This is a genomic window from Candidatus Marimicrobium litorale (assembly GCF_026262645.1).
Classification (GTDB): Bacteria; Pseudomonadota; Gammaproteobacteria; order Pseudomonadales; family Halieaceae; genus Marimicrobium; species Marimicrobium litorale.
In genome coordinates this window covers 3,250,006-3,264,267 of the sequence record NZ_SHNO01000001.1, presented here as the reverse complement: position 1 = coordinate 3,264,267, position 14,262 = coordinate 3,250,006, and the positions used below count along the sequence as shown (strand labels likewise).

The following is a 14,262-nucleotide window of genomic DNA, read 5'->3' as shown; positions in this document are numbered from 1 at the left end:
CTGCTCATTGCGCGTTATCTGACAAAACGTGCCCTCTACCCCAAGGATTGATGCTGCTGTCAAGCCACGCAGCCGCATCCTGACAGGAGTTTCCCTCCCTATTTTAGACTATACGCAGGGCGTAACCGCATCATTTCCCGCTCCCAGGCCCGGATATATCCCCCTATCATCGGATATTGCCGCCATAAAGTGCACAAAACCGCCGGATTTCGTCTGCCCAGCCCGAATTAGTCATCAGGATAATCCAATTGAGCAGGTTGGGCGTAAACACCTAAACAGACAATAAAAGGTGACGAACATGAAGAAACTCGCACTGCGCCTCTATGACGCCTATACCTACATATTTGATTCCACCAAAAACCCGCTGCGTCACATACCCGATCCGCCCAGCAGACTATTTATTATGATCATTCTGGCAACTATGTGGAGTGGCACGTTCGCCATTTATCTCGGGAGCATTATCTATTTCGGGATCAGCGTCGCTGCGCACATCGTCTTGCTGCTAATGATTTTTTTTACCGTTGCCGTATTTTACGATGCAGAGAAAAACGGGAGCTCATGGTTGCTGCATCTGCGTAAGGAGCAGCAAGATTGACGCACGGCAGTGCATACTCTAAAAGGCATTGGCGAGCACCTGCCTCGGTTAATCGCGGATGATTTAGGATCTGTCTGACCATCCATAGTACCTGCCTACGCAACCCGCTCATCCCACACACAGTATCTTTTTCCAGCCATCCAGGCGCTTTTTACCCGCTTCGGCGGGTTTTTATTGTCTGCCAGAAACACAAACGCACTACTCCCGTGAGTGCCACTATGCCCACGCACCGGTTGTCTCCCCGATAGCCTCACACTAATCGCAACCCGCTGTTTTTCCCAACGGCTCACTCTTTGATCTATACTTTTCACTCCAATGTCAGAGGATCTTGTCGATGAGTGCTCATCTCATCGGTGTTGGCAACACTATCGAGCGCTCGGAGCGCAGAAGAGCCTCGCAGTTATAGCTGACTTTTTCCTTGATGACTTTATATTTTGATGGGGTTGATCGATGACGAGCGAAGCAGACACTGCCTGACACACTGCAATAGCAACTTATTTTCCTGTAGCCGGCGTATTTAGTCTCAAGATGCGATGTTAAGATCAGAGTTCACCCGCCACTGATGGCAGAGTTAGGAGAAGGGATTTCATGGTTATAAAGCTGATTAGGCTTGGCTTCCGACTGCTACTCGGTCTTGTCTTCATCGTCTCTGCGCTGTTGCTCGCCTGGGCTTTCGAATCACGCACCATGCCGGCCTTACAAAGTTGGCATAGCACACAGCTGAGGTCTGAGTTCCGTGCTGACGATCTGAATGAAAGCTATCACCTAGCCGATTACCTGACTCAGGAACAGCGCTTATTTGACGAACTGGATCGCGAGATTTACCAACCGCAGCAGGACACCGGTGCCATGCACTATAGCCGCTACCGACGCGGCGGTCCTCAGGACCCTGCTTGGCCGGAGCAAAACTGGAATCGCAGTTTTGAATTGATCCCAGACAATATCAGAGGCGGCGCCCTGTTATTGCACGGACTCACAGACTCTCCTTACAGTATGAGGAAGCTTGCCGAAATTCTTTACACGCGCGGTTTTTATGTGCTCGTTTTACGTATGCCCGGCCATGGCACGATACCGGCAGCCCTAACCGAAGTGAAGTGGGAGGATTGGCAGGCCGCCAGCCGTCTTGGCGCCCGGCATGTGCGTCAACGTATTGGTAGTGATCTGCCCTTTTTTTTGGGGGGTTACTCCAATGGCGGGGGCCTCGCTGTTAAATATGCGCTGGATGCATTGTTCGACGACAGCCTGCCAATGCCAGAGCAATTGCTGCTATTCTCACCAGAAATCGGTATCGCCGCAGTGGCCAAGTTCGCCAACTGGTACAAGATGTGGGGTTGGATCCCCTATTTTGCTCAGTCGCGCTGGCTGGGGATTCAGCCAGAGTTCGACCCTTTCAAATACAACTCTTTTCCCAAAAACGCGGCGCAACAGGCCTGGGCAGTCACCGCCGCTTTGCGGGCTGGTATGCGACGTGCGCACAGCGCAGAGAGGCTGGCTAATTTTCCAGGCATTCTGACATTTTTATCCTGGACAGATGCCACGGTACACACATCCGCCACTATCCAGCGACTCTACGGGCGGTTAGATAATCTCGACAGTGAGCTTGTGATCTTTGATGTAAACCGCAACGCTGAATTGACGCCATTCATCCCGGCAGCTAACGCGTCGCCGCTTTTACGCCTGAAGGCCGATGAAAATCTGTCGTACCAGCTCACCGTGATCACCAACACCTCGCCCGGTTCACTGCAACTGGCACAGAGAACAAAAGCGCCATTCAGTAACCATGTAGAGACGACGGCCCTGCCAATCATTTGGCCGCAGGGTGTTTATTCGCTGTCGCATGTAGCCATTCCCTTTGCGCCAGAAGACCCGGTTTATGGCAACGGGCTAACGGAAGAAAACGTTTATCGTGGCCTGTCTCTGGGAGCAATGCAGCCACGCGGGGAAACCCGCTTGCTTATTGCTCCGCTAAGCCAGTTTATGCGCCTACGGCATAACCCATTTTTTGACTACATCGAAACGCGTATACACGCGGAGATTGATGAGTCTCTATAGTAGACATGGCCACCACATCCACACGTTAATTCTCTCAGATACTCCTTGGCGCACGGTTCAGGAGACATTAATAAACTGCAGCCGGGCTGCTGGCATCTCGGGGTTCGTAACGTCGTTATTCACAGCATCGTATTCCATCATCGAAACCGCAATCACAGCGCTAAATACCGAATATAGACAGTGGGGGGCAAAGTACAGCGGCAAGCCGGCACTACGAGCACTGCTCTGGCGAAACTTTTTTCTAGCGAATACACTGAATGCTTCGTCTCTTCATTTTCGACTGTCCAGCGAGGCTCGATAAAATCAAACAATGATCAATCTGATACGGCAGTTGGTATAGAATTTCATAACCTTAATATTTGGAGCTGATTCATGTCGGAGCAAGACAACTACGAGCCACCCCTTGTCTGGAAATGGAAACCTGACAGTAACCAGGCCTTTGGCAACATCAATCGTCCCACCGCGGGCGCGCAGCAGGAAAAAGAACTGCAAGTGGGCAAGCACCCCATGCAACTTTATTCCCTTGCTACGCCTAACGGGATCAAGGTGACTGTAATGCTTGAGGAGCTGCTGGCTAAAGGGCATAGCGGCGCCGAATACGATGCCTGGCTGGTAAACATTGGTGACGGTTCACAGTTTGACAGCGGCTTCGTAGCCGCCAACCCCAATTCGAAGATACCCGCACTGATTGACCATAGTGGTGACAAACCACTTCGCGTGTTTGAATCCGGCGCAATCCTGCTCTACCTGGCGGAAAAATTCGGTGAGTTCATCCCCAGCGATCACGCAGAGCGCACAGAGTGCTTGAACTGGCTGTTCTGGCAAATGGGGGCAACCCCCCTGATGGGCGGCGGTTTCGGTCATTTTTACGCTTATGCCCCGATCAAGATCGAGTACGCTATCGATCGCTACACCATGGAAGTGAAGCGCCAACTTGACCTACTTGATCAGACGCTTAAAGAGAGACAGTACATTGCCGGCGATGACTATACCATTGCAGACATGGCGATAGCGCCCTGGTACGGAGCCGTGATCCGCGGTCTCGCCTATAACGCTGCCGAGTTTCTGGAGGCGCACAGCTACACTCATCTGGGCCGCTACGTGGACGAGATGAATAAGCGGCCTGCATTCAAACGGGGTCAAATGGTGAATCGGCCATTCGGAGACAAATCCAAACAGTTGTGGGAACGTCACGATGCCAGCGATTTCGAGTTAAGAACACAGGATATTCTTGATCCTGACCCACCAGAAGCGGACAACAATCCCGGCAAGAGTGGCTGATATTGGCTTTTTTTTGATCAGCTGCCCGCCGCTAAGCTCTGTCGGGCTCACACGCCCCGGCAGAGCATGGAGCGATCACTGCGACCATCGCGGCCAGGCCAATGAACGCGTCAGCGTGCAGATATCACCCGCTAATTGACACAAAATAGCCGATACGAATAAACATGGGTTCCATTAGGCCTTGCTGCACGCAAGATGATAGCCTACTCCCATGCTAGAGACAGACTTATTCATCTCCTTTCTCGGTGTACTGCGCAACCAGCCGGTGCTATCGCTATTTTTAATCATCGGCATCGGCTACTTGATCGGTGGGATTAACTTAGGCAGCTTTTCATTGGGGCCGGTGGCTGGGGTTTTGTTCGGCGGACTTTTTTTAGGACACTTCGATTTCCGTATGTCACCGGGCGCTCAAGCGGTCGGTTTTGCGCTATTTATATTTTCTGTAGGTTACCAAGCCGGGCCGCGATTTTTCGACGTGCTGCGCACAGACGGTTTGCGCTATTTTCTGCTGGCTGTGGTTATAGCCGTTTGTGGCTTCACGATTGCGGTGATCGCGTCTAGTTTGTTAGCACTCGACCCCGGCACGTCCGCTGGCATATTGTCCGGAGGACTGACCAGCTCGCCAACCCTCGCAGCCGCGCAAGAAGCGATACGTTCCGGTCAGGTGCAACCACCACCCGGTTTCACTTCAGATGAGATGATGGACAACCTGGCCACTGGCTACGCCATTACCTATATCTTCGGCCTGGCTGGCCTCATTGCCATCATCAAGCTGTTGCCACAGGTACTCGGGATTGATCTTGTAGCGGAAGCAGCTGCACTCGAGAATGCTGAAAAAGAAGCCCTCTCAACGGAAGATGCGAATGTCGACGCGCGCGTCTATCGTATTACCAACCCTGATATTACTGCCCAGACAATCGCCGAACTGCGCGAAAAGTACTGGGATGAGCGCTCTCTTGTCCGTATACGTCGCAACGGCAGTATTCTAAAACACGGTGATACTGATCAAGTTCAACTTGGGGACGAGCTTCTTGTGGTGGGCCATGTAGAGTTTTTTACCACGTCCATCTCCAAGATCGCTGAAGAGATCACACCCGACATTAATAGAGACGAAGCAACGCAGACGGCGCAAGTAGTCGTCACCAACAAAGATGTTGTAGGCAAGACAGTTAATCAGTTGAATTTTGCACATAAATTCGGGGTTATCATCACCCGGTTATCGCGCATGAATATTAGCGTGCCGTTGAGAGCAGAAGTACAGATATCAAGGGGTGACATCCTGACAGTGGTCGGCACGAACGAAAATATCGACGTATTAGGAGACGAAATCGGACATGTCGAGCGTCCAATCGCGGAAACCGATATGGTAACTTTTTCTTTTGGCATAGTAGCGGGTGTACTGCTGGGATTGTTCGCTATTACATTTGGACAGGTTTCTATTGGACTCGGCTCTGCCGGGGGGTTACTCGCATCAGGCCTCGTCATCGGTTACTGCCGTGGTGTCTATCCGGTATTTGGGCGCATTCCAGATGGCGCACTCTGGATCCTGATGGAGTTTGGCTTGTTGCTGTTCATGGCAGGGGTAGGGCTTCGCGCGGGTGGCGACATAATCGCCACCTTTGTCACCGCTGGACCAGCATTGATTATAGCCGGAGCCTGCGTCACAGTAATTCCGGTTCTGATTGGTTATGTGTTCGGACGAAAAGTGCTGAACATCCATCCTGTTCTGTTACTTGGCGGCATCACCGGCTCGATGACAAGCGGCGCGTCATTAAGCGTAGTCACCAGTGAAGCAAAAAGCCCAATGCCGTCGCTCGGATACACTGGCGCATATGCGTTTGCCAATGTTCTCCTGACTATTGCTGGCAGCCTCATACTGTATTTTTAGAGCCTCGTCAGAGAGTGAAGATACAAGGCAGAGTCGCTGTTTATTGCTCTTTTTCGAGCCTAAGAAAAAAATGCACATAGCATTTCCACATTGGGGTCAGATGCGAAATAGAGCCAACGACACACTGTTTTATCACCGATAAAAACCCTCTCTCTACCGGCTAAGTAACTCATTAATTGAGATTTTTTCGTTTTCTCGGCGACACACCAAGGTGACGCTGGTGTTACACGCGATAGGTCATGCAAGAAGTGCTGTTCGAGATCACCCGGCCAACTGCAGAAGTCATTGACCGATACCGCAGTGGCCGGATGTAAATCCGGTCAGGATACGCTGCCGCTATGGCCCTGATTCCAATTTAGAGATACTCTGGCTACCACAAACGATTACGAGACAACCCGGGAGAGACGGATGATCAACCATGTAATGATTGGCTCCAGCGATATCGAAAAAACGCGCGAATTCTATACTGCAGTACTAGGTGTTCTAGGTGCGAGCCCGCCCTTTGATCACGTTAACGATACCGGGCAAACACGTATTTTCTTCATGCATGACGGCTCCACATTCAGTATCAGCGAGCCTATCAACGGAGAGCCAGTGACTGTCGCAAACGGCTCGACGATCGGGTTTACCTGCGAGTCGCCGGAGCAAATACAGGCATTCCATGATACCGCGATTGCCAGTGGCGGCACGAGCGTGGAACAGCCGCCCGGCGCTCGTGAGAGTGATATGGGCGCGGTTTATCTGTGCTATTTTCTCGACCCTGATGGCCACAAAATCTGTGGCTTTCATCGACCTGGATAAACGGGGCGGACAGGCTGTGTCATTTCGATCCACCCTTCTCCGGTTTTGCGCTTAACCCAGTGCGACCCGCCCCGTTTGTCAGTGGCGTTGTTTTTTGGCTTTTCGCGCGAACCACGCAACGTGGTTCGCGTTTACTCAGCACTGCTTTAACCACCGATATCAGCACCAATCTCATTGATCATGCCAAGAACATCGTCCAGGCGCTCCTGGGGGTTGGTCATTTCCAGCAACCTCTGCGACGTCTCCGGAGGCATACCTAGCAGACCCGCTATCACGAAGCTGAACTTGTGCGCCGACATCTCCTGCCAATGCGCGCTTTTCAGCTCCGCTTGTGCTTTTTCATTATCGTGAGTCAGTATGATCAGACGCTGAAGGATTTTTTCCTGCGCTTGAGCCAAAAGCGCTTCTGATGTGGCATCGAAGCTCTGGTCCAAAAGCTCTTCACAAACCCAAATGCTGAAAGGCAGAGTCTGTTTTTCCGTCTCCAGTCGGACGCGGAGAGAGGTATCCACCTCAATCAACAGGCGACCATCCTCCAACTCCTGCAGCAATTTTACGGTGCCCGCAGAGAAAATGCGACACGGCTTGTAAGTCGATTGGTTGCTGTTAAGTGCCTCGCTCATGCTTTGCGCATCACCGCCATCATGCAACACTTTTTCAGTATGACAGATGCCCATAAGCATATCGGTCTCGATGCAGTGTCTCACCATTTGCCGGTAGCGTGGCTCGAAAACATGAAGTGCACAGGGCACCCCGGGGAAATTCACCGAATTGGGTATTGGGAACAGGGCAACCTCTATCATTACGCTCCCTGCGCTGATGCGGTTTACATTGTGCAATTAAAGATTATACGCAACGCCGCCATCAACAGATTGGTCTGCATCGCACACCCCTGATAAGCAAACAAATACGCAAGCTCCCGGCCTGCATGGCGCAGAAACCGCTGGAGTTATGGTTTGCGACACCCCAAATCCAGATTAGCCTAGCAACGTTTGATTACGCTTGTCAGTCGCTTACAGCCGCAAGGGGTTGACCGCGTCGGCGCCCTTTTTTCACATCGTGCGTTGACAACCTTGCGGGATGCCTTGTATCTCCTTGAAATACTACAGGCGGTTTTCCGCGCGAAAACTTGCATCATCCGTAATGACGATCGTTATGTGTTAAAAAAACCTCGCGTATATCAAAACGTTTGTCGCCGGGCCACTGGCATAAAAGCCACTCAGCGCGTGCTGGCACTTCAGCGTTGCTTGAATCTGAAAATCGAGCCACCGCGAGTGCCCGCAAGAAATCGGCTGTAAAGAGTAGTTAATTTTGAACTGTTTCCGCTCTTTTTGACACTGTTGGCCTGTTAGCGCGTACGTCAATTTACGCCACCAGAGTCCATAGGACATAATGACGCGAAAGAATTGGTGGCGCGCAATTGTTGAACAGGTCCGCGTGCCACCTTCACTCGTTCGCGCTTTTGAGGAGCATCTCATGTCTATCCGCGTTATTCAGTGGACCACAGGTCATGTCGGCCGCGAAGCGGTCAAGGGTATTTTACGTCATCCGGAGTTGGAGTTAGTGGGTTGCTACGCCTGGAGTGACAGCAAGATCGGTCAGGATGTTGGCACGCTTTGTGGGCTAGCGCCCGTGGGCATTAGCGCCAGCGGCGACATTGATGCTCTGCTTGCTATTGATGCTGACTGCGTTTGCTACATGCCAACCTTCCCGGATATAGATGAGGTTGAGCGTATTCTGGCATCAGGAAAAAATGTCGTTTCTAGCTATTTCATAAATGCCAGATCCTGGGGAAACGACGTTCAGTCGCGCTTACAGAAAGCGGCGGAAACAGGTAACGTCAGTTTATTTGGTTCCGGTATATTTCCTGGCTTCGCAAATTTTGTCGCTGCCATCATGGCACAAGCCAGCTACGGCTTTAAGAAGATTCGTTTTCTTGAATCGGTCGATCTATCACACTATGAAGCTTTTGCTAACTATGCCAACCTGGGCTGGGGCCAAACTCCGAGCGATCAGTGGCGCGATACCAGTGAGCAAGTATTAGGGACCTATTCAGAATGTATCGATGTAATCGCAAGCCTGCTCAATGTGCCTGTCTCCGGTATTCGTTTCGAGTACGAACACGCCACTACACCGAATGACCGCGAGTTTTTTGGATTCCCGTTGCCTGCCGGCAGCATCGCAGGTCAAAAGTGCCGGTGGATCGGCAGCGTCGGTAATAATGATGTCATAGAATTAGAGGTCGTCTGGAATGCCGGCAAGGGACTGGAACCTGAATGGCCGGTGCGCCACGGCTACACTATGGAGATTGACGGTGATCCGCAAATCCACACGCGAGTGAAATTTATTCCTTCCGAGAGTCAGATGCAGGGGGGGCGACCCGCTGATTTAGCCAATGTGGTAACAGCGATGCCCGTGATAAACGCGATTCCTGCCGTATGCGCAGCGGCAGCGGGAATACAGACCTACGCCGATTTACCATTGATCAAACCCTACTATACGCCTGACTGATGCCCACTTTACTTAACGGACAACGGCGGTATCCGGGCCCTATCAACACCCTGCATATGCTGCGTCATTTTCGTCAGCATCTCAGGCAGAATTTCTTCGGGTAAATCGTGCCCCATGCCATTAAATACGACCAGTTCTGAGCCTTTAATCATCTCAGCTGTGTATTCTCCATGAGGGGGTGGGATCAGAGTGTCCTGGCCTCCGTGTATCACTAGCGTCGGACGAGAAATAGTCGCGACCTCCTTAGAGCGATCGCCACTCTCAAAAACAGCCATCATCTGGCGCCCCATCACCTCGGGATAAAAGCCCCTCAACACCATCGCGGCTCTGCGTTCAGCGGCTTCGTCGCTGTCAGTAGCCGTTCCAAGCAACAACTTAGACGCCTCGGTACTGGGCGGCGGCAAGTGTGGTGCGCCGGTTGTGGACATAATCGAGACCAGGCTGCGCGTTCGCTCGGGATAGCGCGCTGCTATGATTTGCGCAATCATTCCCCCCATCGACGCTCCAACGATATGGGCGTCCTGCAGTTCCAGAATATCCATAAGCGCGATTGTATCCGCAGCCATATCCCTCAGGGTATACGGAGCATCGACCGGCAAGCCCACTTGGAATTTCAACACTTGCCACCAGAGAGTTGGTTGACCCCAGTCATCAAAGCGGGTGCTCGCGCCGGTATCACGGTTATCAAGCAGGATTACACGAAATCCGTTGCTCTGCAGCCCCTGCGCTATCGCATCTCCCCACACCACATGAGACGCTCCCAGACCCATGATCATAATGATCGTCGGCTGCCCCGGCACTCCAAGACTGCGGTATGCTATCGACATGCCATTGGCAGTTGAGACCTCAAGAGGCTGCTGATCCAGGTATTCTCGGCTGAATTCTGCTCTTACCGGATAGGCACAGACTAAAAAAGACAACAAGAGAAAACGGATCATAAACAATTATTCCAATCTCATTATTAAGGCAGAAACGGCCACTATAACTCAGGCGTCAGTGCCCTACTGACGGTGCGACCGCAGGATACAGGATCGAGGAAAACCGCACAAACAAACGGTTCCCTTCGCCACGCAGCCCCGGCTTGAAACCGCATTGGCACCTATAAACGCATGATCTAGCATCCTAAAGACTACCCGGTATACTTTATTTCTCCATCCGTATTTTTGACCGCCTGAAAAAAAGACGGTTGTGGCCTGCTGGTGCATGACTCACACATGCGGTGAAACAGAAGTCACCTGATACTGCTTCTGGACGTCTACCCTGGAGGCGGTTACCGTATCGTATTATCTGTTTTCGATTTTATTCGCCAGAAAGATAAATGCATATTGCCCTCATTAAAAGGTCGAGCCAATGAATGTACTGACGATCAATACCGGTTCTTCCAGTATCAAGTACGAGGTATTGGATGCTGCAACCGGCGACCCGGTCACAAGGGGTTTGGTCGAGGACCTCATGACACCAGAAGCATTTCAGGCAGGAGTGAAATCGCTGATTGCGGTGTCACAGCAGCATAAAGTGGATGCGGTTGGCCACCGCGTCGTTCACGGTGGCAACGCATACAGCGACGCCGTGCGGATTGACAATCAGGTGATTGACAACATCGAGCACTGGAGCGCCCTTGCACCTTTGCATAATCCGCGCAATCTGGCTGGGATTAGAGCGCTAATGTCTGCGATGCCGGACATCCCGCACGTGGCAGTGTTCGATACAGCTTTTCACGCCACGTTGCCACGTCGAGCCAGTACTTATGCTATCGACCAAAAAATGGCGGTAAAGCATAAAATTCGACGTTACGGTTTCCATGGCACCTCACACCAGTACGTCGCGCAGGAAGCCGCAAAGTTTATGGGGCGCCCGTTAGAGGAATTACGCCTTGTGTCGCTGCATCTTGGCAACGGGGCCAGCGCCTGTGCTATTGAGTATGGCCGCTCGGTAGATACCAGCATGGGAATGACGCCTTTAGAGGGGCTGGTGATGGGCACCCGCAGCGGTGATATTGATGCCGGCGTTTTACTCGCAATGTTGCGCGACGAGTTCGATAACGTGAATGAATTGGACGACTTTCTCAATAATTGCAGTGGTTTGAGAGGGCTCTCCGGCCTTAGTCACGATTTGCGAGAAATAGAGGCTGCGGCCGCCGGTGGTGAAGACAGTGCCCGGCTGGCGATAACAGTCTTTTCGCACAGGGCGCGCAAGTATATTGGTGCCTACACCGCTGCGATGGGCGGCCTTGATGCTGTCATACTGACCGGGGGCATCGGCGAAAACAGCGCCACTCTGCGTCACCGCATCCTTCAACGCCTCGATTTTTTTGGCATTACTCTGGACGAAGATCTAAACGACAGTGCACGTGTTAGCCACGAAAATAGGGTGGAAAATCTGTGCCTGGGCCACTGCCGCACCCCGGCTCTTGTCGTCAAGACTCATGAGGAAGGCATGATCGCTAGGCAGACCGAGGCACTTTTAAGGCTAGGAAAACCCGCTCAGTTTGGGATTCCAATTGCCGTGAGCGGTCGCCATGTTCACTTGGACAGAAAAACTTTCGCAAGACTTTTCGGCACAACAGCCGAACCCACACACTACAAAGACCTGTCTCAGCCTGGACAGTATGCCTGTCAGGAAAAGGTAGACCTGGTGGGACCGAGAGGACGTATCGATGGCGTACGATTGCTGGGCCCGCTGCGATCGAAAAATCAAGTAGAGGTGTCCCGCACTGATGAATTTCTGCTGGGGGTTGACGCTCCCGTGCGTGACTCAGGCCGGATAACGGGCTCCGCGCCCATCAGGCTGGAGGGGCCTGAAGGCGCGGTAAGCCTTCCCGAAGGTCTTATCTGCGCTCGCCGTCATATACATATGCACACTGATGACGCGGAACGTTTCGGTGTTAATAATAAAGATGAAGTGGAAGTTGCTATTACCGGAGGTCCCCGTGAACTCATCTTCGGTGACGTGCTGGTAAGAGTGAGTCCAGGCTATAAACTGGAAATGCATATTGATACCGATGAGGCCAATGCAGCTGAACTGGCGTCTAATACCAGCGGCACCATCGTCTACACTGATGTTGACTCGGCCACTGCAGAACTCAGGGTAACCAAGACTCGAACGGGAAACGTCTAGCGGCAGAAGGACCGCACGCTACGTTTCTTTTCAGCCAAATATCCAATAGCTCACCGGGTTATCCGGACAAACTCCGGGACCACACAGGGCAAATGTTGACAAGACGTTTACGGCAATAATAATCAGGAACATGATCACCGCAATTTTACCAAGCCATGGCTGACGCGTCAGTGGCAAAAACCCATCGTCGTTTACATACTGTCGTGCAAAACTGGTAATTACTGCAAGCACTGTCAGCGCCACAGCAAACCAAATGAACGCCCATGTGTAGAAATGATAACCCAGGAACGGCGCGCCGTACGGTGGCGTGCCGGGTATCACGTGCAGGCTTACCTGACGTAAAGCTACCGCTCCACCGACTAACGCAGCTAGCATAGAAAAGCTGTAGTGGGCAGGACGAGGCCCCCGCATAACATTGAACAGGACACCCATGCCCACTGCAACAAAACCTACGCGCTGCAACAAGCACAGGGGGCACGGCAACTCATGAGCCACAAATTGGTCAAGCAATGCAAAACACAGCATCCCGCTGATAACAATCAAGCCCAACGCATTCAATTTTCGGTATACAGACATAGGAGCCTCGCTACAGCAGAATGCTCAACGGATCGCTCGCATGGTGCATAAACCACAGGGCGGTTACTGCAAGGCTTACGTATGCGCCTGCCAACATATATTTTTTTTCACCAAACACCACGCCGCATGCGACCATTAGGAACAGTCCAAACAAAAGTGCCATCATGTCGTTTTCCTCCTACTGCGCTTACGTCCTACTGCTCACTTTTCTTGCAGCACCTGGGACAGTAATATATCGGCACTGTCCCAGCCTGTCATCCATCCTCTGAATATTGCGATCAAGCACATTCCATAGCAAACCGCCCGGTGTGGCGTATTCACTTCATCATGATCTGCAGCGCCGAAACGCATTATTAGGCGCCTGTGGCGCTGGATTATCCACCGAGTTCACCGCATCCGAGAGAGTTTCTGCAAATTCAGGACGCAATTTTGCAATTATGCGATCTTCGACCAAGTAGGGCAAACAACGCAGCGGGCGACAGCGCATGTAATCCAGTAGTCAACGATACTTTCTATTAGCTGGGCTGGGCTGGGCTGCACTAAACTGCACTGATGAAACCTGTTTTTCTGCTCAAACCTCTATTACGTTGTAATCCAACAGACACACGCCCCCGTATCTCTTGCACATACTACACTTTGATCACTCTATGGAACTCATTCGCACCAATCTGGTAAGACAGGCACTCGCCTCTGACCTTATGGTTTCTCTCCTCAAGGGCACCGTGCCACGGCTCGATAAGGCACTGCTGCGAGGCTCTCGCGGTTGGCTTAATACGGGTCTGCAGACGGTCATTCTACTTCGCACCATTGGCGCAAAGTCAGGCGTCGAGCGTGAAATTGCAACGCTCTGTATGCCGGTTGGCCGTGACCTTGCGCTGGTCGGTTCCAACTGGGGGCAAGATCGCGACCCCGCCTGGATTCACAATCTGCGGGCAAATCCAACCGCTCACATCACCTACCGTGGGTTCAGTGGGACAATGGTCGGCCGGGAGCTCAAGGGACGGGAGCGCAGCGACATGTGGCAACACCTCGTTCACTACAACCCGCAGTACGGGGTCTATCAGGACAACACCCAACGCCGTCTGCCGGTCCTCCTTATGCACAGGCCTGATTAGCGGCTGGGCGAGTCGTTCATCGACCGATAAGAGATACACCCAGATTGCGTTTTACGGCTGCCGCTGAACATCCGCGATGCAGAAGCGACACTGGCTTTCACATCTACTCTCTTCAACGATACCGGCCGTTCATACAGCGCTTTCTGGTGGATTTACTGCGAAATCCGTGTGGATACGCATTCTCAAACCGATGTTTGTCACTGACCAACGTTCTGTGAATCATGCTTCACAGATCCTAAGTCGATATTCTTACGTCGAGCCACTGAAACACTATACAATGCGGCAGGCCTTGCTTGCAGTGTCGTCACGCGCTGCTCCTGATCGTG

At 52.1% G+C, this 14,262-nt stretch carries 12 protein-coding genes; 8 read left to right on the top strand and 4 right to left on the bottom strand.

The genetic code is table 11. The features are described from left to right. Positions 1 to 298 precede the first annotated feature (298 nt). The 5 genes from EYC82_RS14775 (at position 299) to EYC82_RS14755 (ending at position 6,617) form a co-directional block, all read left to right on the top strand. Positions 299 to 595, top strand: a complete 297-nt coding sequence (locus EYC82_RS14775) for a hypothetical protein (protein WP_279250312.1) — start codon at positions 299 to 301, stop codon at positions 593 to 595. A gap of 588 nt (positions 596 to 1,183) precedes the next feature. Next, complete coding sequence (locus tag EYC82_RS14770) at positions 1,184 to 2,647, top strand: alpha/beta hydrolase (protein ID WP_279250311.1); 1,464 nt, start codon at positions 1,184 to 1,186, stop codon at positions 2,645 to 2,647. 372 nt (positions 2,648 to 3,019) lie between these two features. After that, complete coding sequence (gene yghU / locus EYC82_RS14765; RefSeq protein WP_279250310.1) at positions 3,020 to 3,928, top strand: glutathione-dependent disulfide-bond oxidoreductase; 909 nt, start codon at positions 3,020 to 3,022, stop codon at positions 3,926 to 3,928. 211 nt (positions 3,929 to 4,139) lie between these two features. Continuing rightward, the gene (locus EYC82_RS14760) at positions 4,140 to 5,816 is read left to right on the top strand and encodes an aspartate:alanine exchanger family transporter (protein ID WP_279250309.1); all 1,677 of its coding nucleotides are present in this window, start codon (positions 4,140 to 4,142) and stop codon (positions 5,814 to 5,816) included. 408 nt (positions 5,817 to 6,224) lie between these two features. After that, a complete protein-coding gene (locus EYC82_RS14755; protein WP_279250308.1) occupies positions 6,225 to 6,617 on the top strand; it encodes a VOC family protein in 393 nt (130 codons plus the stop codon). 146 nt (positions 6,618 to 6,763) lie between these two features. Here the strand turns inward: EYC82_RS14755 and EYC82_RS14750 are convergent, their stop codons facing one another. Continuing rightward, positions 6,764 to 7,420: an LON peptidase substrate-binding domain-containing protein gene (locus tag EYC82_RS14750; RefSeq protein ID WP_279250307.1), complete on the bottom strand. Its 657-nt coding sequence runs from the start codon at positions 7,418 to 7,420 to the stop codon at positions 6,764 to 6,766. A gap of 673 nt (positions 7,421 to 8,093) precedes the next feature. Here EYC82_RS14750 and EYC82_RS14745 point away from each other — a divergent pair. Beyond that, positions 8,094 to 9,128: an NAD(P)H-dependent amine dehydrogenase family protein gene (locus tag EYC82_RS14745; protein ID WP_279250306.1), complete on the top strand. Its 1,035-nt coding sequence runs from the start codon at positions 8,094 to 8,096 to the stop codon at positions 9,126 to 9,128. Positions 9,129 to 9,136: 8 nt separating this feature from the next. Here EYC82_RS14745 and EYC82_RS14740 read toward each other — a convergent pair whose 3' ends face one another. Beyond that, entirely contained in the window at positions 9,137 to 10,066 is a 930-nt protein-coding gene (locus EYC82_RS14740) for an alpha/beta fold hydrolase (protein ID WP_279250305.1), read from the bottom strand. A 412-nt stretch (positions 10,067 to 10,478) separates the two neighbouring features. Between EYC82_RS14740 and EYC82_RS14735 the strand changes: the two genes are divergently transcribed. After that, positions 10,479 to 12,245, top strand: a complete 1,767-nt coding sequence (locus EYC82_RS14735; RefSeq protein WP_279250304.1) for an acetate/propionate family kinase — start codon at positions 10,479 to 10,481, stop codon at positions 12,243 to 12,245. A gap of 30 nt (positions 12,246 to 12,275) precedes the next feature. On the opposite strand, the gene EYC82_RS14730 is transcribed toward EYC82_RS14735, so the two are convergent. Next, positions 12,276 to 12,821 (bottom strand): disulfide bond formation protein B, encoded by a 546-nt coding sequence (locus EYC82_RS14730; protein ID WP_279250303.1) that lies wholly within the window; start codon positions 12,819 to 12,821, stop codon positions 12,276 to 12,278. 10 nt (positions 12,822 to 12,831) lie between these two features. Continuing rightward, positions 12,832 to 12,987: a DUF5993 family protein gene (locus tag EYC82_RS14725; protein WP_279250302.1), complete on the bottom strand. Its 156-nt coding sequence runs from the start codon at positions 12,985 to 12,987 to the stop codon at positions 12,832 to 12,834. A gap of 481 nt (positions 12,988 to 13,468) precedes the next feature. On the opposite strand from EYC82_RS14725, the gene EYC82_RS14720 reads away from it, so the two are divergent. Beyond that, positions 13,469 to 13,936 (top strand): nitroreductase/quinone reductase family protein, encoded by a 468-nt coding sequence (locus EYC82_RS14720; RefSeq protein WP_279250301.1) that lies wholly within the window; start codon positions 13,469 to 13,471, stop codon positions 13,934 to 13,936. The last annotated feature ends 326 nt before the right edge of the window (positions 13,937 to 14,262 follow it).

What these genes read in the sequence shown, in the direction of transcription:
- EYC82_RS14735 (WP_279250304.1), top strand. Translation starts at nt 10,479, where the DNA reads ATGAATGTACTGACGATCAATACCGGTTCTTCCAGTATCAAGTACGAG.
- yghU (WP_279250310.1), top strand. Translation starts at nt 3,020, where the DNA reads ATGTCGGAGCAAGACAACTACGAGCCACCCCTTGTCTGGAAATGGAAA.
- EYC82_RS14775 (WP_279250312.1), top strand. Translation starts at nt 299, where the DNA reads ATGAAGAAACTCGCACTGCGCCTCTATGACGCCTATACCTACATATTT.
- EYC82_RS14760 (WP_279250309.1), top strand. Translation starts at nt 4,140, where the DNA reads ATGCTAGAGACAGACTTATTCATCTCCTTTCTCGGTGTACTGCGCAAC.
- EYC82_RS14740 (WP_279250305.1), bottom strand. Translation starts at nt 10,066, where the DNA reads ATGATCCGTTTTCTCTTGTTGTCTTTTTTAGTCTGTGCCTATCCGGTA.
- EYC82_RS14745 (WP_279250306.1), top strand. Translation starts at nt 8,094, where the DNA reads ATGTCTATCCGCGTTATTCAGTGGACCACAGGTCATGTCGGCCGCGAA.
- EYC82_RS14725 (WP_279250302.1), bottom strand. Translation starts at nt 12,987, where the DNA reads ATGATGGCACTTTTGTTTGGACTGTTCCTAATGGTCGCATGCGGCGTG.
- EYC82_RS14730 (WP_279250303.1), bottom strand. Translation starts at nt 12,821, where the DNA reads ATGTCTGTATACCGAAAATTGAATGCGTTGGGCTTGATTGTTATCAGC.
- EYC82_RS14770 (WP_279250311.1), top strand. Translation starts at nt 1,184, where the DNA reads ATGGTTATAAAGCTGATTAGGCTTGGCTTCCGACTGCTACTCGGTCTT.
- EYC82_RS14755 (WP_279250308.1), top strand. Translation starts at nt 6,225, where the DNA reads ATGATCAACCATGTAATGATTGGCTCCAGCGATATCGAAAAAACGCGC.
- EYC82_RS14720 (WP_279250301.1), top strand. Translation starts at nt 13,469, where the DNA reads ATGGAACTCATTCGCACCAATCTGGTAAGACAGGCACTCGCCTCTGAC.
- EYC82_RS14750 (WP_279250307.1), bottom strand. Translation starts at nt 7,420, where the DNA reads ATGATAGAGGTTGCCCTGTTCCCAATACCCAATTCGGTGAATTTCCCC.